Here is a 21383-nt window from a genome sequence, read left to right as displayed (position 1 = left end):
AAAGAAATGGATTAAAAGAAGTTTTTAAACCTTATAAGATAGAAAATGCTATCAAAAAAGCTTATGCAAGTTGCAATAAAGAAGCTTCAAATTCTTTAATATCTTTAGTTATTAAAGAGTGTGAAAACAAAGACTTAGTAAGCGTTGAAGAAATACAAGACAAAATTGAAAAAACACTATTTAATGAAAAAGAATTTGAAGTATTGAAAAACTTTATGCTTTATAGACACACTAGAAAACTTCGTCGTGAAAAAGACCTAGAATATGGCACTTATATTAACTGCTCAAATACAATAAGCGAATATATAAACAAAAGCGATTGGAGAATTAATGCTAATTCAAACACAGGCTATTCTCACGCAGGACTTATAAATAATACTGCAGGAAAAGTTATTGCAAATTATTGGCTAGATAATGTCTATAGTGATGAAATGGGCTTAGCACATAGGAATGCTGATTTTCATATACACGATTTAGATTGTCTTAGTGGATATTGTGCGGGTTGGAGTTTAAGAGTATTATTAAATGAAGGATTTAATGGAGTAAGAAGTAGGGTTGAAAGCAAAGCTCCTAGGCATTTTAAAGAAGCTTTAGGGCAAATGGCTAATTTTTTGGGTATTTTACAAAGCGAATGGGCTGGAGCTCAAGCGTTTTCAAGCTTTGATACTTATCTTGCTCCTTATGTTTTTAAAGATAAATTGAGTGATTTAGAGATTAAAAAGGCTTTAATAAGTTTTGTTTATAACCTAAATGTCCCTGCTCGTTGGGGGCAAAGTCCATTTACTAATATTACTTTAGACATAGTTTGTCCGCAAGATTTAAAAAATCAATTTCCAACCACTAATGATATTCATTTTTTTAAGGGCATAAAAGATGATGAGTTAGAACAAAAGGCAAAAATGCGTGGCAAAAACTCACTAGAAGAGCTAACTTATGGTGATTTTGAAGAAGAAATGCAAAGAATTGTTAGGATATTTTATGAAGTTTTAAGCGAAGGCGATAAAAATCATCAGCCTTTTACCTTTCCAATACCTACTATAAATCTTACTGAAGAATTTGATTGGAATAGCGAAGTAGCTGATGCGATTTTTGAAAATACAGCAAAAATGGGCTCATCATATTTTCAAAATTTCTTAGGCTCACAATATAAATTAGATGAGTTTGGCAATAAAGTAGAAGATGAAAATGCTTATAAACCAAATGCGGTTCGCTCTATGTGTTGTAGGCTTCAGCTTGATTTAAGAGAATTGTTAAAGCGTGGTGGTGGGCTTTTTGGAAGTGCTGAAATGACAGGAAGTATTGGTGTAGTTACTATTAATCTAGCTCGTTTGGGATATTTATATAAAGCAGATGAAAAGGGTCTTTATAAACGCTTAGATGAGCTATTAATTTTAGCCCGTGATAGTCTTGAATTAAAAAGGGCTTTCATTCAAAAAATGTATGATAGGGGGCTTTATCCTTATACTAAAAGGTATTTGCCAAGTTTTAATAATCATTTTTCAACCATAGGGATAAATGGGGCTAATGAAATGCTTAGGAATTTTAGTAATGATGCTTATGATATAAGTTCAGAAATCGGAAAAGATTTTTGCATTAAATTAGTAAATTATATTAGAGAAAAAATCAAGCAATTTCAAGAAGAAACAGGTAATTTATATAATCTTGAAGCCACTCCAGCAGAAGGGACGACTTATCGTTTTGCTAAAGAAGATAAAAAAAGATTTAAAGATATTATCCAAGCAGGAAATGGTGATGAGATTTATTATACAAATAGCACACAACTACCTGTAAATTACACTGATGATCCATTTTTTGCACTCAATATGCAAGATGATTTGCAGTGTGCTTATACGGGTGGAACTGTTCTTCATCTTTATATGAAAGAAAGATTAGAAAACAAAGAAATTTGTAAAAGATTGGTTCAAAAAATAGCGAATAATTATCGTTTGCCATATTTTACGATAACGCCTGTTTTTAGTGTATGTCCAATACATGGATATATTGCAGGAGAGTATGAATATTGCCCTAAATGTGATGAATTATTAAAGGAGAAAGAATGAAAAATAACGACAAAAGAACAAAATGTATGGTTTATACTAGAGTAATGGGTTATCATAGACCCGTAGAAAGCTTTAATCTAGGCAAAAAAGGCGAACATAAAGAAAGGAAAATGTTTGTTATCAAATGATTTATGATATTACCCCTTTTAGTGTGATTGATTATCCTAATTATATCTCTTGCATAGTGTGGATTGCAGGTTGTAATTTAAGGTGTAAATATTGCTATAACGAGCATATTATAAATGGTTTTTCTAATGTAAGTAAGAATCAATTAAAAAGCTTTTTAGAAAGTAGGGTAGGTTTGGTTGATGGGGTTGTTTTTAGTGGTGGAGAATGCACTAATTCTTCTAATTTATTAGATTATATAAAATTAGCAAAAAGCTTAGGCTATTTAATCAAAATTGATAGCAATGGCTCAAATCCTAAGGTAATTAAAAATATTTTAGAAAATGATTTAGCAAATTATTTTGCTATTGATTTTAAAGCTCCTAAAGAGAAATTAAAAGCTCTTACGGGGCTTGATTATTTTGATGAGTTTGATAAGACTTTAGATATTTTGCTAGATTTTAAAGCAGAATTTGAAATAAGAACTACTTGGCATTTTGACTTACTTAGCGTTGATGAAGTGCTTAAGATGAATGAGTATTTAAGAAAAAAGGGTTATAAAAATAAATATTATTTGCAAAAATTCCTAGAAGTGCCAAATATTGCTAATCTAAAGCAAAGCATTAAAACGATTGATTTTAATAGACTTAATGATGATTTTGTGTTAAGGAATTTTAATTAAATAAAATTTAGGAATTAAATTCCTAAATCAAAGTGCGTAGCTGCTTTCAAATAATCTTCTATACCAAGGAAGTCTTGGTTTTATATATTTAATATCGTTTAAATCACTATCTTTAATCTTTTTATCATAGATTTCTTCGCTTATATCATGCCCCATTCTTCTATATAAATTCCTAATATCAGTATCTAGCATAATTTGAGTAAGATTTAATTTAGTCTTAATGCTATTTACTAAAGGCGTATATTTTGAATTTTTATAAGTAGATAAGAAAATATCAGCATCTTTAATTGAATCTAAAAGCAAATATTGATTTCTATTAGGCAATGAAAAAGCATAAAAATTATTTCTAATTTTAAGATAATTTAGCCATTCGTAATTTTGGCTATTACCATATAGCTTTATATATTCATCTATGTAATAATTTGCTAACAAATATTCGTGTTCATTTGCGTGTGCTTGTGATAAAATTAGCATAGCACTTGCTAAAAGTGGGCTATTTATATGCTCGCTATACAAAGATATATAATCACTATCTGCTTTTTCTAAATCATTCTTTTTTACACTTTCAATGATTTTTTCTAACCAAGCACTATCGCTTAAATTATAATCATCAAACATATCTTTTTTATTGCTAGCACAAGCGCTAAAAAATATCGTTAAAATTAGTAAAAAAATATTAAGTTTTTTCATTTATTTTCCTTTAAAAAGGCGATTATAAGTTCTAATGTTAAATATTTATTATATACTTAGGATATTTTTTTAAAGGAGAAATAATGATATTTGAAGTTAAGTTTCCTATATTAGGTTTTGAAGATACTACAAAAGTAGAGTTAGAAAAAATGTATGATTGTTTCGCGAGATTAAAGAGTGTTGATGGTAGAGGTTTTACATTTACTATGCTAAATCCTTATGCTATTTGTAAAGAATACGAATTTGATATGCCACTTTCTTACAAAGCTTTACTTGAAGTTACAGCTAGTTCAAATATTGAAATTTATAATATTTTGATTTTAAATAAAAGCGTTGAAGAATCTACTATAAATATGTTAGCTCCGGTGATTTTAAACCACGATAATAACACTATGGCACAAATTATTTTAGACCCAACTCAATATCCATTCTATCATCCAACAGAAAAGATTAAAAATTTCTTACAACAAAATATGAATGAACTAAAGCAATGAATGAAAATATTTATATCCTTGGCAATGGCAAAATGGCGAAAGCTATTGCTAAAGGATTAGAAAATTCAAATTTTAATGTGGTTTTTGTAGTAAGAAATAAATTAAATGTAGGTATTAAAAATTGTATTTCTTATGAAGAATTTGATATTGCTAATAAGATTTGTATTTTATGCTTTAAGCCATATAATTTAGATGAAGTTAGTAAAAAATTTTTAGGTAAAACTGCAAAAATTATCATTAGTCCTTTAGCAGGAATTAGTATTGATAGTTTAAAAGTAATTGCATCTGAATATTATTTAAAAATTATGCCAAATATTGCTGCTGAATACAATAAATCTTGCACTACTTATGTAGGAGATAAAACTCATAAATATTTTGATTTAGCTTTAAATATTATTAAAGGTTTTGGGGTGGCAATAGAATGTGAGAATGAAAATGAGCTTAATTTAGCTATGGCTATTAATGGTTGTGCCCCTGCGTTTTTAGCATTAGTTGCTGAAGCTTTAGCTAATGGTGGAGTTAGCATAGGGCTTAAAAACGATAAAGCTTATGAGTTGGTAAAATCATTATTTGCCAGTTTTGAGAGTTTAATTGCTAATAATCATCCAGCATTAATTAAAGAAGGCGTATGTTCTCCTGCTGGAGTTAGTATAAAAGGTGTTAATGTTTTAGAAGATGAAGCTGTTAGAAGTGCTTTTATAAAAGCTATAAAAGCTAGTGCAAGTAAAAATTAATTTACACACCTATAAAAGGTGTGTAAAGCTTATTCAATATCAGGTGATTTTGTAATTCTATTTCTTATATCTCTTCTTACTATTTCCATTCCCCATAGCCATACAATATGTCCAAATATTTCTGATAAATGTTCATCAAATGGAATTTGTGATAAAGGAGGAACTTGTGCTATTAAAGGCATTACAATTACATGCGCGAATAAATATACGAAGAATCCAAATACAGCACCTTGCCACATTTTAATACGAGGCCAAATTTCTGCAATCATACAATACATAACACCAAATACGATTGAAAATCCAACATGAACAATGAAAATTGATAAAGGCATATCCATACCTGAAAACATATAAGTAAAATCAGTAGGCATACCAATTTGTTCTAAAAATATTTTAGGTGGAGTGGTTCTTTCTAATGCATCAAGAGGCCAAACAAAATTAGGATTTCTTGGTGGAAATGGCACTTCCCAGCCCCATTTAACAATAGCACCGAATATTCCAGCTAGAATTCCAATCCAAAAAGATAAAGCCAAACGCCTATCGCTAGGTTTTGTAAAAGTCATAAAATCTCCTTAAAAATAAATTAAAACTGAATTATACTAACTAATATTAATAATTAAATAAAATATATTATCTTTTAATAATATTTATTAATTAATTACCTAAATTATTAATTTTATTTAAATAAATTAATATAGTTTTTCATACTATTAATTTAAACAAATATATATTTTTTATATATTATTTTATAAAATTTTAAAAGTATTATTTTAAATTATTTATAAATAATATATAGATAATTATTTTAAGTATATGTTATAAATTAGAAAAGTATAGTGATAGTATTTGTAAAATAAAAATAAGGTTTGTAGTATTTAATTTATAATATATGTTTTTTATTGATAATAAAAGCTTTTTTATTTCAAGCGTTTCAATTACTCTTATATTTATTTAAACTTATGGTATAAAGCTTTAATTTATATGCTAATAATTACAATATTATTTTATCTATCTTGGTTACATTTAATAATCATAGTCTTATCCGTGAATATTTAAGATTGTTATAATTGCAAGTTTAGTTAATTGGAAATAATATATTTAAACATTTTAGAATTAAAATACATAAATTATACTGCATTAGCATTTGCAATTTTAGTATACAAATCAATATATTAAGCTTAAAATCGATTAAATATATTAGAATTAATATTTTAAAATATTAAGAGTATTTTTTAATAGTATTTAATAAAGAGAATGCAAAATCACTTATACATTTAGTTAAATTATTAGATTGGTTATATCTCACATAAATATAGCAGAAACGCTTTCTTTGTGCCTTTTATATTTTATGCTTTATCACTCGCTATTTATTTATGATTGTTTCTTAGTAATTTTTTAAATATTTTAAGTCTTATTGTATGTTTTTATAAGTAAAGATAAAAATATATAATAATTATAAAAAATACTTTAGAAGCTTAAATATATTTTCAAATAAATATTAAGTGGTGTCCCCAACAGGATTTGAACCTGTGGCCTTAGAATTAGGAATTCTACGCTCTATCCAGCTGAGCTATGAGGACTAAAAGATTTGATTATTATTTTTTGAAGAACTAGGGATTTTAATCCCTAGTTTAGATATTACATATTTCTTTTTTTGATGATTTCTTCAGAAACATTTCTTGGAACTTCACTATAGTGGTCAAATTCCATTGAATATGTAGCACGACCTTGTGTTTGGCTTCTTAAGTCAGTTGAATATCCAAACATTTCAGCAAGTGGGCAGAATGCTGCGATGATTTTATTTCCACCACGCTCATCCATACTATTTACTTGACCACGGCGTTTATTTAAATCTCCAATTACATCACCCATATAATCTTCAGGTGTTTCAACTTCAACTTTCATAATAGGTTCAAGTATTACAGCACCAGCTTTTCTAGCACCTTCTTTAAAGCCCATTGAAGCAGCTAATTTAAATGCCATTTCGCTTGAGTCAACTTCGTGATAACTTCCATCAAATAGTGTAACTTTTACGTCTTCTACAGGATATCCAGCTAAAACACCATTTTGTAATGCTTCTTGAATACCTTTATCAACTGCAGGAATATATTCTTTTGGAACAACCCCACCTTTAATATCATTAACGAATTCGTATCCTTTACCTGGCTCAAGTGGCTCAAGGCGTAAGAATACATGTCCATATTGACCACGACCACCAGATTGTTTTGCATATTTGTATTCTTGCTCAACACTTTGGCGGATTGTTTCACGATAAGCAACTTGTGGTTTACCTACTTCAGCATCAACTTTAAATTCTCTAAGCATTCTATCTACGATAATTTCAAGGTGTAATTCACCCATACCTGAAATAATAGTTTGTCCGCTTTCTTCATCAGTTGAAACTCTAAAGCTTGGGTCTTCTTGTGCAAGTTTATTAAGTGCGATACCCATTTTTTCTTGGTCAGCTTTAGTTTTTGGTTCAACTGCAACACTAATAACAGGATCAGGGAAATCCATTTTTTCTAAAATTACTTTATCTTTTTCACTTGCTAAAGTATCACCTGTTAGTGTATCTTTTAGACCTACGATAGCACCAATTTCTCCAGCATAAAGTTCTTTAATTTCCTCACGCTTGTTTGAGTGCATTTTTAATAAACGACCAATTCTTTCTTTTTTATCTTTTGTTGCATTGTAAGCATAACTACCACTTTCAAGTTTTCCACGATAAACACGAACGAAAGTAAGTTGTCCAACGAATGGGTCAGTCATAATTTTGAATGCTAATCCTGCAAATTCGCCATCATCAGTTGATTTAACACTTGTTTCTGTGCCGTCTTCATATTGACCACGAATATCTGCAACTTCATCAGGAGCTGGTAAGTATTTTACAACAGCATCTAGTAGTGGTTGAACACCTTTGTTTTTGAATGCAGTTCCACAGCACATAGGAATAATTGATAAATCAAGGCAACCTTTTTTGATACCTTTGTAGATTTCATCGTTTGTTAATTCTTCTCCACCTAGGTATTTATCCATTAGTTCTTCACTAGTTTCAGCAACTGCTTCTACTAATTTTGTTCTATATTCTTCAGCTTTTTCTTTTAAGTCAGCTGGAATTTCAATTTCTGTATAATCTGTTGGTTTTTTATCATCATCCCAAACATAAGCAACCATTTTTACTAAATCAACTACACCACGGAATGTGTCTTCAGCACCAATTGGAATTTGAATTGGAACTGGATTAGCTTTTAAACGATTTTTAATTTGTGCTTCAACATTATAAAAATTTGCTCCAACCCTATCCATTTTATTTACGAATACTATTCTTGGAACATGATATTTATTTGCTTGTCTCCATACGGTTTCACTTTGTGGTTGAACTCCACCAACAGAGCAAAATACTGATACAGCACCATCTAAAACCCTCATTGAACGCTCAACTTCAATAGTAAAGTCAACGTGGCCTGGGGTGTCAATTAGGTTGATTTGGTGGTCTTTCCAAAAGCAAGTTGTAGCAGCTGAAGTAATTGTAATACCACGCTCTTTTTCTTGCTCCATCCAGTCCATTGTAGCTGTACCTTCGTGAGTTTCACCAATTTTATGACTCATACCAGTAAAGAATAAAATTCTTTCTGATGTTGTAGTTTTACCTGCGTCAATGTGCGCAGCAATACCAATATTTCTAACACGAGATAAAGGAGTTTGTCTTGCCATTTTAACTCCTTTTTACCATCTATAATGTGCAAATGCTTTGTTCGCTTCTGCCATTTTGTAAGTATCTTCTTTTTTCTTGAATGCTGCACCTTTGCTATTTGCTGCATCCATTAACTCACCTGCTAATTTTTCAATCATTGTTCTTTCGCTTCTTTTTCTAGCGTTTAGAATAATCCAGCGAATTGCTAGCGCTTGTTGGCGAACAGGGCGAACTTCAACAGGAACTTGATAAGTTGCACCACCAACACGGCGTGCTTTAATTTCTAAGACAGGTTTTACATTTTCAATAGCATCATTAAATATATCTATACCTTTAACTTCGCTATTTTTAGACGATATTAAATCAATCGCACCATATAAAATTTCAGTAGCAACAGATTTTTTACCATCATACATTAATGAATTAATAAATTTTGTAATTACTTTACTACCATAAATAGGATCAGCTAGAACTTCTCTAACTTGTGCTCTTCTTCTTCTCATTTTTTCCTCTTCAACTTTAAATTATAATTTACTCAAATTATGCCGCATATCTAAGCTGCAAATCTGTGAAACTCGTTTTTATTTTTTGCCTTTTGTAGGAGCTGCTGCTTGACCTGGCTTTGGTCTTTTTGTTCCATATTTTGATCTTGAAACTGTTCTCTTTGCAACACCTGCAGTATCTAAAGCACCACGAACGATGTGATACTTAACACCTGGTAAGTCTTTAACCCTTCCGCCACGCACTAAAACGATGCTGTGTTCTTGTAGGTTGTGTCCTTCACCACCAATATAACTAATAACTTCAAATCCTGTTGTTAATCTAACTTTTGCAACTTTTCTTAACGCTGAGTTAGGTTTTTTAGGAGTTGTAGTATAAACTCTTGTACAAACGCCACGTCTTTGTGGGCAATCTTTTAACGCTGGTGATTTTGATTTAACAATCACTTTTTTGCGTTCTTTTCTAACCAATTGATTTATGGTAGGCACGTTTCATCCTTTCAAAAAATTTATTAAAAAGTCGTGATTATATAATATTTTTCTTAAAAAAGTTTTAATACTTTTAACCTTAATTGAGAACAAGAAATAATTAAGTTTTTTTCACTATCATTTACGAATTATTTTTTAGTAAATCCAAAAAAATTTTGAAAGGAATTAAAATGTCTAGTTCAGATGTGGATATTCAGTATTTCGGCATTTTAGCAATGTTAGTTATTGCTACAGGCTTATTTTTTGGACTAGTTTTTTTAGCAAAAACAATAGGAAATTCTTTAGCTAGAAAAAATAGAAAAAAATTAGGCTTAGGACCTTATGAGTGCGGACCTTTACCGCAAAAACAAGCAGTTAAAATAAATTCACAATTTTTTATTTTTGCTTTAATTTTTATCTTGTTTGATATAGAAGTTGTTTTTATGTATCCTTGGGCTTTAATGTATAAGCAATTAGGACTTTTTGCATTGATTGAAATGGTTTGTTTTTTTGTTTTACTTTTAGTTGGTTTTATCTATGCGTATAAAAAAGGAGCGTTACAATGGCAGAGCATCAATTAAACACAAATGGAATGCCAATAGCTTTAACTTCGGTAGATAAGTTAGTTGGTTGGGGTCAAAGTAACTCTTTATGGGCATTTTCTTATGGTCTTGCTTGTTGTGCTATTGAGATGATGGCTGGTGGTGGTTCAAGGTATGATTTTGATAGATTTGGAACTATTTTTAGAGCAAGTCCAAGACATAGCGATGTAATGCTTGTAGCTGGAACTCTTAGTAAAAAACATGCAGAATTTACAAGAAGATTATACGATATGATGCCTGATCCAAAGTGGGTTATATCTGTTGGTAGTTGTGCAAACACTGGTGGTATGTTTAATACTTATTCAACGGTTCAAGGTGTTGATAGGATAGTTCCTGTTGATATTTATGTTCCTGGTTGTGCTCCACGCCCTGAAAGTTTTCAGTTTGCTTTAATGATACTTCAAAAGAAAATTAGAAAAGAAAAAATATCTAAAAAAATAGCAGCAAAAAGGTTGGTGTAATGAGAGAATATAAAGACAAGATTAATGCGCAAAAGCAAGACTACTACAAAGATAGATTTTATCACGCACCACAAACTACTAAAATTGATATAAAAGGTAGTGAATTTGAATATTTATTTGATGAGTTTAATAATAATTTTTCTATTTTAAATTCTTTTATTGAGCTTGATATTGCAGTTTTTATAATCAATAAAGAAGATAATTTAAAGGCTTTAAGAAAGGCTAAAGATTTAGGTTTTACAACTTTTACTGAATTGATTTGTTCTGATTATTTAGCTAAAGATAATTCTTATGAAGTTCAATATCTTTTATTAAATATGAATAAAAAGCAAAGGCTTAGAATAGTTACAACCTGTAAAGCAGATGAAACTATTGAAAGTGGAGTTTGTGTATTTAAGGGTTTAAATTGGTCTGAAAGAGAAGCTTATGATATGTTGGGTGTAAATTTTATTAATCACCCTAACTTAAAAAGACTATTAATGCCTGATGATTGGTTTGATTATCCACTTAAAAAATCTTATCCTTTAGAAGGAGATGAATTTGCCAAATGGTATGAAATAGATAGAATTTTTGGTAAGGAATATCGTGAAGTTGTAGGGCCTGAAAATCGTGATTCAGGAAGAGTTGATTGTAATGATACAAATAATTTTTCTAGAATTTATCACGAAGTTCCAAAAGGAGCTGAGCCTATTAGTATTGCTTATAAACAAGAATATCAAGAAGATGAAGGCGTAATGTTTGTTAAGAAAGTTAAGCGTGCTGATTCAAAATTCATAGAAGGAAGAAGATAATGCAAATACCATCAAAGTTAAAACCTTATTATGAAAATGTAGCCTTTAGTAAAGAAGATGGCAGAATGATTATAAATCTTGGTCCTCAGCACCCAAGCTCACACGGAAACTTAAGATTAGTGTTAGAGCTTGATGGGGAAAAAGTAGTTAAATGCACTCCAATGATTGGTTATATGCATCGTGGTATGGAAAAAATGGCTGAAAATATGATTTATCAAGAATTTATTCCAACTACTGATAGAATGGATTATGTAGCAGCAAGTGCAAATAACTATGCTTATGTAGCAGCTGTTGAGAAGCTTTGTGGTTTAGAAATTCCTAGAAGAGCTCAAATCATTAGAATGATGTTATTAGAATTAAATAGACTTGCTAGTCATTTATTATGGCTTGCAACTCACGCACTTGATATTGGAGCAATGACTGTATTTTTATATTGCTTTAGAGAGCGTGAATATGTTATGGATTTAATAGAAAAATATTGTGGTGCAAGACTTACACATTCATCTATGAGAATAGGTGGTGCAATGCTTGATTTACCTGCCAATTTTACTCAAGAATTATTAGCATTTTGTGATAAATTCTTAAACGATGTAAAAGATTATGAAACCTTACTTGATGATAATAGAATTTGGCGTCTTAGAACAGAAGGCGTTGGGGTTGTTACAAAAGAACAAGCATTAAGCTGGGGTTGTAGTGGCGTAATGCTTCGTGGAAGTGGAATTGAATGGGATATTAGAAAAGAAGAGCCATATTTACTTTATAATGAAGTTCAATTTGGTGTTCCGGTTGCAAACCAAGGAGATACTTACGCAAGATATAAATGCTATATGCAAGAGTTTCGTGAGAGTGTAAAAATACTTAGACAATTAGTGCCTATGTATAGAGAGAGTTCTCCTGAATTAATTTGCAACAATAAAGAATTTGTAAGTGCAAGTAAAGAACAAATTATGACTCAAAATTATTCTTTAATGCAGCATTTCGTATTAGTTACTCAAGGTCTTCGCCCACCTGTTGGAGATGTATATGTGCCAACAGAAAGTCCTAAAGGAGAGCTTGGATATTTTATTAAAAGTGATGGTTCAACTAGACCTTATCGTCTTAAAGCTAGAACTCCTAGTTTTTGGCATTGTTCGTTTTATGAAGAGCTTTTGGTTGGAACTTATGTGGCTGATGTTGTGGCTATTATGGGTTCAACAAATATTGTTTTAGGGGAGATTGATAGATGAGAAGAATTGACCTTAGAAAAAGTAAAGATTTATTTGCTGATTTAAAAACTCATATTGATAATGCTAAAGTTAATGAAGTTTTGGTTGTTTTATTTGAAATCGGAGATTTTTCTAATATTGATAAATCTTATGAATTTGTAGCTAATAATAATTGTAAGATGATGAACTCACTTAAGTTTAATCAAAGTGATTGGACTATAGTTATTAAAAAGGAAGCAAAATGAAAATATTAAGCTTCTTAAATTATGCAAGTAAAGAAGTCTTAAGTCATTTTAGCCAAGATGAAATAGTAAATATCGGTAGTTTTTACGATGAGAGATTAAAACAAAAATTTTATAAATGCGAACTAGGAACCGAAAGCTATGTTTTAGCATTGTTTTGCACTATGCTTAATTTAAGCGAATTTGATATAGGCGAACTTAGTGCTGAGAGTTGTTTTGGAGAAGAAGAAGCTAGTGAGATTTTAGAATTTTTAAAGAGTGCTGATTTAATTTTATTAGATAGTAATTTGCTTTATCATAAAGACAAAAGTATATATTATTTTGCAAGTAAATTGGCTAAACATTTTGATTTAAAACTTATGTTTGATTATGAATTAAAAGATGTTGAGTTGGTTGAATTAGATGATAATAATGGGCTTATTTTATATGAATGTTTAGATAATGATGATTTTATAGTAAGTCCAGCTTTTGCAAATCTTGCAAAAATTAAAGAATTTGATTTAGTAGAAATTAAAACAAAAACTAAAACATTAAAAAAGAAAGTAAAAATTGATAATAGTTTAAAAGGATTATTTGCATTAAGTAAAAAAGATAATGCTTATGCGTTTAGTCCTTGTGTGGTTAAAGGAGTAAGCAATGAAAATTAACATTAATGGTAAAGAATGCTTAGCTAATGATGGCGATTATGTTTTACAAGTTGCTCGTGCTAATGATATTTTCATACCTGCAATTTGCTATTTAAATGATTGCAGTCCAACTTTAGCTTGTAGAATGTGTATGGTTGAAATTGATGGCAAACGCTCATACGCTTGTAATACTAAAGTAAAAGATGGAATGCAAGTATTAAGCAATACTAAAGAATTATGGGACGAAAGAAATGCTATTATGCAAACTTATTGCATAAATCACCCATTACAATGCGGAGTTTGTGATAAAAGTGGAGAATGTGAATTACAGAATTTCACGCATAAAGCACAAGTAGATACTCAAAATCATTGGATAAAAGAAATAGATAGAAGACATCAAGATTGGGGTGCTTTACAATATGACCCAAGTCTTTGTATAGTTTGTGAAAGATGTATTACCGTATGTAAGGACAAAATCGGAGATAGTGAGTTAAAAACTATAGCTCGTGGTGGAGATGCACCTGATAAAGATTTTAAAGATACTATGAGTAAAGATGCTTATGCAGTTTGGACAAAATTTCAAAAATCACTAATAGCTCCACAAAATGGAACGACTTTAGATTGTCAAGAATGTGCTGAGTGTGTTAGTGTTTGTCCGACTGGTGCAATTATTAATAAGAATTTTCAATATCGCTCAAATGCTTGGGAACTTACTCGCATACCTGCTAGTAATCCACATAGTAGTGATTGTGAGCTTATGTATTATGATGTTAAACAAAAAAGTATTAAAGATAATACTAAGATGGTTTATAGAGTTTCAAATGATTTTCATTTTACTACTTTAAATAAGGCTGCAAGATTTGCTTATGATATAGCAAGTGATTGTAAAGGTAAAGATGAAGTAGAGTTTAATCGCTTAGTATCGTTGTTTAAAGATAATAAAATTAAAAATGTGAAATTTAATAGCTATATAACAAATGAAGAAGCATATATTTTAGAATTACTTAGACAAAAATATGGCTTTAATTTAGTAAATAATGAAGCTTTATGTTTTCAAGATTTCTTAAAGACTTTTTGCGCTCATTCAGGTAGTTTTTATAATGCAAGTAGTGATGATGTTAAAAAATCTGATTTTATCGTAATTGCAGGAAGTTTTTTAAGACACGATAATCCTACTTTATCTTATAAGGTAAATAATGCAATTGTTATGAATAAGGGTGCTGGGCTTTATTTTCATCCTATTAAAGATACAAAATTTTCAAAAATTGCTAAGAATTTTGTAAGTGTAAATTGTGATTATGGTAAAGAAGCTCAAGTTTTAGAATTTATTTTACAATATTTTGCAAAAGACTTGCCACAGGATTTAGCATATATCAAAGACGCTTTTTATGAAGAACAAATTGAAGTAGAAGTTAAAAGTAAAGATGCTGAAGGCAATGAGATTAAAGAGAAAAAGCAAGAAACAATCAAAAAATCAAGCCTAGCTAAAGAATTAGGATTTGATGAAGATAAATTAAAAGATTTATTACTTAAAAAAGCTAATTTTACTTTAATTATCGGAAATGATTATTTTTACCATGAAAATGCAAAATATTTAGCGTATTTACTTGCAAATATTCAAAAATTAACTGATTTTAAAGTTATGTTAATCCCACCACGCACTAATACTTTAGGCGTAAGTTTATTATGTAAATTAAGTAAAGCTAGTGATGGTTTTACTCTAGGATATAATGAGCGTGGAGATTTCTCATTTTCAAATGATGAGCATAATAATCTTGCTAGTTCAAATCTACTTGAGCAAGAAGGAACATTTGTAAATTATGATAAAAGGCTTGTTCCTACGAATGCTGCACTTAAATTTAAAGGATATTATTTAAATGATTTAGCAAATGCTCTTGGATTAGATGCACTTTATACGATTGAATATACAGAGCAATTACCTAAAGATAAAGGCTTTTTAAATATTGCTTTTGATGATTTGACAAATTATTATGATAATGCAGGAAATAATCATCGTGGGTATTTAATTGATACTTGTGAGTTTGTAAAGAATTTAAAACAAGATAATCAAATTCCACAAAATATAAAATCAACTTGCGAATGTAAAAAAGATGATATTGTAATACTTGCAAACCCAATTGGAAATCTATCAAAATATACTAATAAATCAAGCTTTTTTAACGAATGTGCTTCACTTTACGCAAGTAAAGATTATCTAGCTAAACATAATTTAAAAGAAAATTCTATGGTTAAGATTTATGATGATAAAGATGAAATTATTATAAAAGTAGTTTTAGATAAGAATATTGAAAATGGTGCTTATTTACCTACTTTTGATGATAAGATTAATCCTTATAAATTCTTTAAAACAAGACGCTACTATGCGTTAAATATAAAGGAAATTAGCTATGAGTGAGACTATGTTTTTTATAATCGTTACGCTGATTAAATGTCTTTTAGTAATTGCAATTTTTGCTTCATTAGCTGGATTTGCAACTTATTTAGAAAGAAAGGTTTTAGGTTATGTTCATAGAAGACTTGGGCCTGATATGGTAGGACCTGCTGGTGTTTTACAAATTGTTCCTGATATGATTAAATTATTTACAAAAGAAGATTTAATCCCATATATGACAAATAGTAAAGTATTTAAAGTAGCTCCTTTAGTATCAGCAATTTGTGCTTTTATGGCTTTTGCTGCTGTGCCGATTTTTCCTGAATTTACATTATTTGGGCATACGATAAAACCAATTATTGCTGATGTAAATATAGCAGTTTTATATATTGCTGGATGCTCATCACTCTGTGCTTATGCTATATTTTTAGGTGGTATGTCAAGTTCTAGTAAATATCCTTTAATAGGTGGTGCTAGGGGGCTTGTTACTATCATATCTTATGAAGGCGTTAGTGGTCTTTGTTTATTGGCTGTTGTTTTATTAACTGGTTCTATGAGCTTAGTTGATATTAATGCTTATCAAGAAGGTGGAATTTTATCTTGGTTAGTATTTAAACAACCAATTGCATTTGTTTTATTTACAATAGCAATTTTTATTGAAACAAACAGAACTCCTTTATGTCTAGCAGAAAACGACCCTGAATTAGTTGCAGGTTATGGCACTGAATATAGTGGTCTTCGCTGGGGAATGTTTTTTATAGGCGAATATGCTAGTATGATTTTAGGCTCAATTTTGATTACTTTATTATTTTTAGGTGGATATAACGATTTTTATTTCATACCAGGCGCTATTGCTATGATTTTAAAAATATGCTTTGTATTTTCTTGGTATTTTTGGGCTAGGGGGACTTTCCCACATTTAAGGGCTGATCAAGTTATGAGAATGAGTTATTTAATATTATTACCTGTTGCGGGTGCTAATTTAATCATAACTGCGTTATTGGCTTTATAAGGAGAATATATGAAAAAATATTATGTAGTAGATGAAAAAAGAAAATTAATTCTTACTCCTTATGAAAAATTTATAAGAAGTGTTAAAAGATGTTTAAATACTGATTTAATCAGTGGTTTGGCATTTATAATTAATGAAACCTTAAAAAGGGGTAATTCAGCAACTATTAAATATCCAATGGAAAAAATCAAATTAGATAATCGTTATCGTGCTGTGCATAGATTGCAAAGATTTATTGAAAGCGAAAATGAACGCTGTATTGGTTGTGGGTTGTGTGAAAAAATTTGTATTTCAAATTGTATTAGAATGGAGACAAAATTAGGCGATGATGGTAGAAAATTAGTAAGTAATTATTCTATTAATCTTGGTCGTTGTATTTATTGTGGATTTTGTGCTGAAGTTTGTCCTGAACTTGCTATCGTGCATGGTGTTGAATATGAAAATGCAGCAGAGCAAAGGTCATATTTTGCACATAAAAAAGATATATTAACTCCAATTGATAATCTAATTAATCAAGTTGAATTTGAAGGTGCTGGAAGTTTAAGAGCTGATGCTGATGATTTTGTAAAAGTTACGCCAAATTATTATGATGTAATGAAAGCAAGAGAAAGTGAAGCTTCAATTTCAAATTCTAGCGATACAAAAGAAGATAAAACGAATAAAGAGGCAAAAGATGTTTGAGTTAATTATATTTTATATTTTCGCTGCTTTAGTTGCGGGATTTTTTATAATTGCGGTAAGTTCTAAAAATATTTTATATTCTCTTAGCTCTCTTGCTTGCGGAATGGTATTTTTAAGCGCTCATTATTTTTTATTAGGAGCAGAGTTTTTGGGTGCTGCTCAAATTATAGTATATAGTGGTGCTGTTTTAGGGCTTTATAGTTTTGCTATGATGTTTTTTGATTTAAGCAAAGAATTAAAAGAAAAGCTAAAACATAAAAAAACTTTTTTTAGTTTAAGTATTTTAGCGAGTGTTCTTATGATAATTATGACTTTAGGATTTAAGTTAAATTTATCTCAATCAAGTTTATTGGTTAGCGAAGAGCTTGAAAATACTCGTAGTTTAGGGATTATTTTATTTACAAAATACCTTTTAGCTTTTGAGATAGTTGCAGTGGTTTTACTAATGGTAATAATAGCAGCTATCGTGCTAGTAGCAAAGAAGATAAAGGAAGAACAATGAATTATTTATTATTATCAATTGTATTGTTTTTGATTGGTTTAGTAGGAGTATTAAAAAGACAGAATTTAATAATGTTTTTTATATCTACTGAAATAATGTTAAATGCTGCAAATTTAGCTTTTGTAGCAATTTCAAAAATGCACAATGCTTTAGATGGGCAAGTTTTTGCTATTTTTATTATGGCAATAGCAGCTTGCGAAGTAGCTATTGGGCTTAGCTTTTGTGTGATTAAATATAGACGCGATAAAAGTCTAGATTTTGGAGAGTGCAAATGAGTTTATTATGTGTTTTATTTTTACCATTATTAAGTGCAATTTTTGCAGGAATTTATTCTTTTTCTCCAAAAAATAAAGTAATAGGTTATTTTTGTTCTTATTTAATGCTTTTAGCTTGTATTTTTGCTTTTATATCTTTATATTATTTAGCAGATAAGAATTTGTATATTAGTTTGGGTCATTGGATAGGAATTTTAAATGTTAATTTTGGCTTTTTAATAGATTCTGTTAGCCTTACTATGATGTGCGTTGTAACATTAGTCGCTACTTGTGTGCATTTTTATAGTATTTATTATATGGAACACGATGAAGGCTTTAATAAATTCTTTGCATTTTTAGGCTTATTCGTATTTTGTATGTTAATTTTAGTAATGAGCGATAATTTCTTATTATTATTTGTTGGATGGGAAGGCGTTGGTCTATGCTCTTGGTTATTAATCGGCTTTTGGTATCAAAATGAAAAATTCTCATTAGCAGCAAATGAAGCTTTTATTATGAATAGAATAAGCGATTTTGCAATGCTTTTAGGAATATTTTTAATATATTTTAATTTCGGAACTTTAAGTTATAAAGAAGTATTTGCTATATTAAGCTTTCACGAAATGTTAAATCCTAATTTATTAACTTTAATTGCTGCTTTATTATTTGTTGGTGCTATGGGTAAATCAGCTCAATTTCCATTCCATACTTGGCTAGCAAATGCGATGGCAGGTCCAACACCAGTTTCAGCATTAATTCACGCTGCTACGATGGTAACTGCTGGTGTTTATTTGGTAATTCGCTCTCACGATTTATTTTCGCAAGTTCCAAATGTAAGTTATTTCATAGCTTGTTTAGGTGCTTTTGTAGCTTTATTTGCTGCTTCAATGGCAATTGCTGCAAAAGATTTAAAAAGAATTGTGGCATTTTCTACACTTTCTCAACTTGGATATATGTTCGTAGCTTGTGGTTTAGGAGCTTATAAAATAGCATTATTTCATTTAGTAACTCACGCATTTTTTAAAGCATTATTATTCTTAGGTGCTGGAAATATTATGCACGCAATGCACGATGAATTAAACATTTATAAAATGGGTAAATTATATAAACCTATGAAAGTTACAGCAGTTTTAATGATAATTGCAAGTTTAGCTTTAAGTGGTATTTATCCATTCGCAGGATTTTTCTCAAAAGATAAGATTTTAGATTTTGCATTTGTAACAGAGCATTTTGGCTTATATTCTGTTTTATTATTTACAGCGTTTTTAACAGCATTTTATAGTTTTAGACTATTAATGATGGTATTTTTTGCTCCAAAAAATCACACAATCCATCCACACGAAGCAAAACCTATAGCATTAATTGCAATGCTACCTTTAGCAATATTAGCAATTATTGCAGGTTTTTGGGATAGTAAATTCTTTGATTTTATTAGAATTCCTATGCAAGAATTACACCATAATTATGTATTAATTGCTATTTCTTTAGTGGTTGCTATAGTAGGAATTGTTTTAGCTATAGTAGTTTATAAAAATGGTGCAAAAGAAACTTGCAATTGTAAATATAAAAAGCTTTTAGAAAATGAATATTATATACCTAAATTATATGAGATTATTTTCATACAACCTTATAAATGTTTAGCTAAAGTATTAACAGGATTTGAAGAAGGTCTATATTCATTTATTTTTGAATGTCCTAAAAAGCTTTTAAATCTTGTTTCTTGTGAGAACAAAAACAATAACTTAACTCTTCACATTGTGTTTATTTGTGCATTTTGTGTGTTTTTACTTTTAACAATGGTGGTGATATATGCTTAGTTTATTGATATTTTTACCTTTAATTTTTGGGGTTAGTGCATATTTTATAAATGATAAGGCTTCTAAAATTAGCGGAATTTTATTTTCTTTTATAATTTTATGCCTTAATTATTATGTGATAATTGATGAAATTCATACATTTAACTATACTTTAATAAAAGCTTTTAATTTTGGGATTAATTTAAAAGCTGATGAGATAGCATTTACTTTAGCTTTTGTGGCAAATTTAATGCTATTTTTGTCAATGTGCTTTTTTTCTAAACAAACAAAAGACTTTTTAATAAGTGCTATGATTTTAAGTGCTTGTATGAATGGTTTATTTTTAGCAAATGATGCTTTATTATTTTATATTTTTTGGGAAGTTTCATTATTTCCACTTTTATATTTAATGGTTAAAAACAATGAAGCAAAACTAGCTAGGTCATTTTTTGTATTTGCATTTTTAGGCTCAATTTTTATGCTACTTGCTATGATTTATCTAGCTTATAATGCAAGAGTTAATGATGCGATTTTAAATTTTGATATTAGTTATTTCTCAACTACAAATTTAAGTCCTATTGAAAATACTTTATTATTTATAGGATTTTTCTTAGCATTTGCTATAAAAGCTCCTATTTTTCCATTTCATAGTTGGGCTATTAAAACTTATTCAAAAGCACCTAATTTTGTTTCTGTAATGCTTGCAAGTTTTAAAATGGCGCCTTTTGGAATGATTAAGTTTTGCCTTCCTTTATTTGCTGTTAGCATTAATGAATTTAGTGGGATAATTTATACATTATGTATAATTTCAGCAATTTATGCAGCACTTCTAGCAAGCAATGCGAAAAATTATAAAGAATTAAGTGCAATGAGTTCAATATCACACTTAGGAATTATTTGTTTAGGTATTTTTTCTATGCATCCAATTGCTTTAAGTGGAGCTGTTGTTTATATGGTAGCTCATGCTATTGTAAGTGGGGCAATGTTTTTTTACGCTGAAATTTTAAAAGATAATTACAAAACTTATAATCTAAGTGAGTTAAAGGGCTTAGCTAAACATATGCCTTATTTGACATTTATTTTTGGAGTTTTATTATTTTCATCAATTTCTTTACCACTTACTATAAGCTTTGCAGGTGAGTTTTTGGTTCTTTATGGAGTATTTGCAGCTAGTAAGATGGCTGGAGTTTTTGCTACTTTAGTTGTGATACTTGGAGCTGTTTATATGCTCAATATGTTTAGAAATAGCTTTTTAAGTAAAGAAAATGAAGCTAAAGACATAAAGGTTAGTTTATCTAAGATAATAATTTTATCTTTCATAGCTTTGATTATAATTGTATTTGGAGTAAATCCTAATATAATTTTAGATTATATCAACTTTGCGGTATAAGG

At 29.4% G+C, this 21383-nt stretch carries 23 protein-coding genes and 1 tRNA gene; 18 read left to right on the top strand and 6 right to left on the bottom strand.

Annotation, left to right across the window (positions count from 1 at the left end; all coding sequences use genetic code 11):
* From KJQ99_RS00310 to KJQ99_RS00300, 3 genes are all read left to right on the top strand, one after another.
* Positions 1–2060: ribonucleoside triphosphate reductase (locus tag KJQ99_RS00310; protein ID WP_214149685.1), on the top strand; the 2060-nt coding region annotated here is incomplete at its 5' end.
* Entirely contained in the window at positions 2057–2188 is a 132-nt protein-coding gene (nrdD, locus tag KJQ99_RS10825) for an anaerobic ribonucleoside-triphosphate reductase (RefSeq protein WP_214149684.1), read from the top strand. The genes KJQ99_RS00310 and nrdD, both read left to right, overlap by 4 nt.
* A complete protein-coding gene (locus tag KJQ99_RS00300; RefSeq protein ID WP_214149683.1) occupies positions 2185–2847 on the top strand; it encodes an anaerobic ribonucleoside-triphosphate reductase activating protein in 663 nt (220 codons plus the stop codon). The genes nrdD and KJQ99_RS00300 overlap by 4 nt, the downstream gene beginning before the upstream one ends.
* A 27-nt stretch (positions 2848–2874) precedes the next feature.
* Here KJQ99_RS00300 and bamD read toward each other — a convergent pair whose 3' ends face one another.
* Positions 2875–3537 carry an outer membrane protein assembly factor BamD gene (gene bamD, locus KJQ99_RS00295; protein ID WP_214117493.1) on the bottom strand — a complete coding sequence of 221 codons (663 nt, stop codon included), beginning with the start codon at positions 3535–3537 and terminating at the stop codon, positions 2875–2877.
* Between the two features lie 83 nt (positions 3538–3620).
* Between bamD and fliW the strand changes: the two genes are divergently transcribed.
* Together fliW and KJQ99_RS00285 are read left to right on the top strand one after the other, a co-directional pair.
* A complete protein-coding gene (gene fliW / locus KJQ99_RS00290) occupies positions 3621–4031 on the top strand; it encodes a flagellar assembly protein FliW (RefSeq protein ID WP_214117492.1) in 411 nt (136 codons plus the stop codon).
* Positions 4028–4765, top strand: coding sequence for a pyrroline-5-carboxylate reductase (locus tag KJQ99_RS00285; protein WP_214149682.1), 738 nt, complete (start codon positions 4028–4030; stop codon positions 4763–4765). The genes fliW and KJQ99_RS00285 overlap by 4 nt, the downstream gene beginning before the upstream one ends.
* A 29-nt stretch (positions 4766–4794) precedes the next feature.
* On the opposite strand, the gene KJQ99_RS00280 is transcribed toward KJQ99_RS00285, so the two are convergent.
* From KJQ99_RS00280 to rpsL, 5 genes are all read right to left on the bottom strand, one after another.
* A complete protein-coding gene (locus KJQ99_RS00280) occupies positions 4795–5328 on the bottom strand; it encodes a YagU family protein (RefSeq protein WP_214117490.1) in 534 nt (177 codons plus the stop codon).
* 940 nt (positions 5329–6268) lie between these two features.
* Positions 6269–6345: transfer RNA gene (locus KJQ99_RS00275), tRNA-Arg, on the bottom strand.
* 58 nt (positions 6346–6403) lie between these two features.
* A complete protein-coding gene (gene fusA, locus KJQ99_RS00270) occupies positions 6404–8479 on the bottom strand; it encodes an elongation factor G (RefSeq protein ID WP_214117489.1) in 2076 nt (691 codons plus the stop codon).
* Between the two features lie 12 nt (positions 8480–8491).
* Positions 8492–8962 (bottom strand): 30S ribosomal protein S7, encoded by a 471-nt coding sequence (gene rpsG / locus KJQ99_RS00265; protein ID WP_214117488.1) that lies wholly within the window; start codon positions 8960–8962, stop codon positions 8492–8494.
* A gap of 78 nt (positions 8963–9040) precedes the next feature.
* Positions 9041–9448 (bottom strand): 30S ribosomal protein S12, encoded by a 408-nt coding sequence (rpsL, locus tag KJQ99_RS00260; protein WP_214117487.1) that lies wholly within the window; start codon positions 9446–9448, stop codon positions 9041–9043.
* 170 nt (positions 9449–9618) lie between these two features.
* On the opposite strand from rpsL, the gene KJQ99_RS00255 reads away from it, so the two are divergent.
* From KJQ99_RS00255 to KJQ99_RS00195, 13 genes are read left to right on the top strand one after another with little or no spacing between them, the layout of a single operon-like run.
* Positions 9619–10008, top strand: coding sequence for an NAD(P)H-quinone oxidoreductase subunit 3 (locus KJQ99_RS00255; protein ID WP_214117486.1), 390 nt, complete (start codon positions 9619–9621; stop codon positions 10006–10008).
* Entirely contained in the window at positions 9990–10490 is a 501-nt protein-coding gene (locus KJQ99_RS00250) for a NuoB/complex I 20 kDa subunit family protein (protein WP_214117485.1), read from the top strand. The genes KJQ99_RS00255 and KJQ99_RS00250 overlap by 19 nt, the downstream gene beginning before the upstream one ends.
* On the top strand, positions 10490–11281 hold the full coding sequence (locus KJQ99_RS00245; RefSeq protein ID WP_214149681.1) for an NADH-quinone oxidoreductase subunit C: 792 nt from the start codon (positions 10490–10492) through the stop codon (positions 11279–11281). Before KJQ99_RS00250 ends, KJQ99_RS00245 begins: the two co-directional genes overlap by 1 nt.
* On the top strand, positions 11281–12507 hold the full coding sequence (gene nuoD, locus KJQ99_RS00240; RefSeq protein ID WP_214149680.1) for an NADH dehydrogenase (quinone) subunit D: 1227 nt from the start codon (positions 11281–11283) through the stop codon (positions 12505–12507). The genes KJQ99_RS00245 and nuoD overlap by 1 nt, the downstream gene beginning before the upstream one ends.
* On the top strand, positions 12504–12731 hold the full coding sequence (locus KJQ99_RS00235; protein WP_214149679.1) for an NADH-ubiquinone oxidoreductase subunit E family protein: 228 nt from the start codon (positions 12504–12506) through the stop codon (positions 12729–12731). Before nuoD ends, KJQ99_RS00235 begins: the two co-directional genes overlap by 4 nt.
* A complete protein-coding gene (locus KJQ99_RS00230; RefSeq protein WP_214149678.1) occupies positions 12728–13375 on the top strand; it encodes a hypothetical protein in 648 nt (215 codons plus the stop codon). Before KJQ99_RS00235 ends, KJQ99_RS00230 begins: the two co-directional genes overlap by 4 nt.
* Positions 13365–15770, top strand: coding sequence for an NADH-quinone oxidoreductase subunit G (locus KJQ99_RS00225; protein WP_214149677.1), 2406 nt, complete (start codon positions 13365–13367; stop codon positions 15768–15770). The genes KJQ99_RS00230 and KJQ99_RS00225 overlap by 11 nt, the downstream gene beginning before the upstream one ends.
* Positions 15763–16758: an NADH-quinone oxidoreductase subunit NuoH gene (gene nuoH / locus KJQ99_RS00220; protein ID WP_214117479.1), complete on the top strand. Its 996-nt coding sequence runs from the start codon at positions 15763–15765 to the stop codon at positions 16756–16758. Before KJQ99_RS00225 ends, nuoH begins: the two co-directional genes overlap by 8 nt.
* A 9-nt stretch (positions 16759–16767) precedes the next feature.
* Positions 16768–17439 (top strand): NADH-quinone oxidoreductase subunit NuoI, encoded by a 672-nt coding sequence (gene nuoI / locus KJQ99_RS00215; protein WP_214117478.1) that lies wholly within the window; start codon positions 16768–16770, stop codon positions 17437–17439.
* A complete protein-coding gene (locus KJQ99_RS00210; RefSeq protein ID WP_214117477.1) occupies positions 17432–17941 on the top strand; it encodes an NADH-quinone oxidoreductase subunit J in 510 nt (169 codons plus the stop codon). Before nuoI ends, KJQ99_RS00210 begins: the two co-directional genes overlap by 8 nt.
* On the top strand, positions 17938–18216 hold the full coding sequence (gene nuoK, locus KJQ99_RS00205) for an NADH-quinone oxidoreductase subunit NuoK (protein WP_214117476.1): 279 nt from the start codon (positions 17938–17940) through the stop codon (positions 18214–18216). The genes KJQ99_RS00210 and nuoK overlap by 4 nt, the downstream gene beginning before the upstream one ends.
* Complete coding sequence (gene nuoL / locus KJQ99_RS00200; RefSeq protein WP_502756509.1) at positions 18207–20012, top strand: NADH-quinone oxidoreductase subunit L; 1806 nt, start codon at positions 18207–18209, stop codon at positions 20010–20012. Before nuoK ends, nuoL begins: the two co-directional genes overlap by 10 nt.
* Positions 20005–21381, top strand: coding sequence for a complex I subunit 4 family protein (locus KJQ99_RS00195; protein WP_214117474.1), 1377 nt, complete (start codon positions 20005–20007; stop codon positions 21379–21381). The genes nuoL and KJQ99_RS00195 overlap by 8 nt, the downstream gene beginning before the upstream one ends.
* Positions 21382–21383 lie beyond the last annotated feature (2 nt).

It is taken from the genome of Campylobacter sp. 2018MI13, from assembly GCF_018501135.1.
Classification (GTDB): Bacteria; Campylobacterota; Campylobacteria; order Campylobacterales; family Campylobacteraceae; genus Campylobacter_E.
Note: the sequence above shows the minus strand (reverse complement) of the source record. Positions and strands in the feature narration are given on the sequence as shown.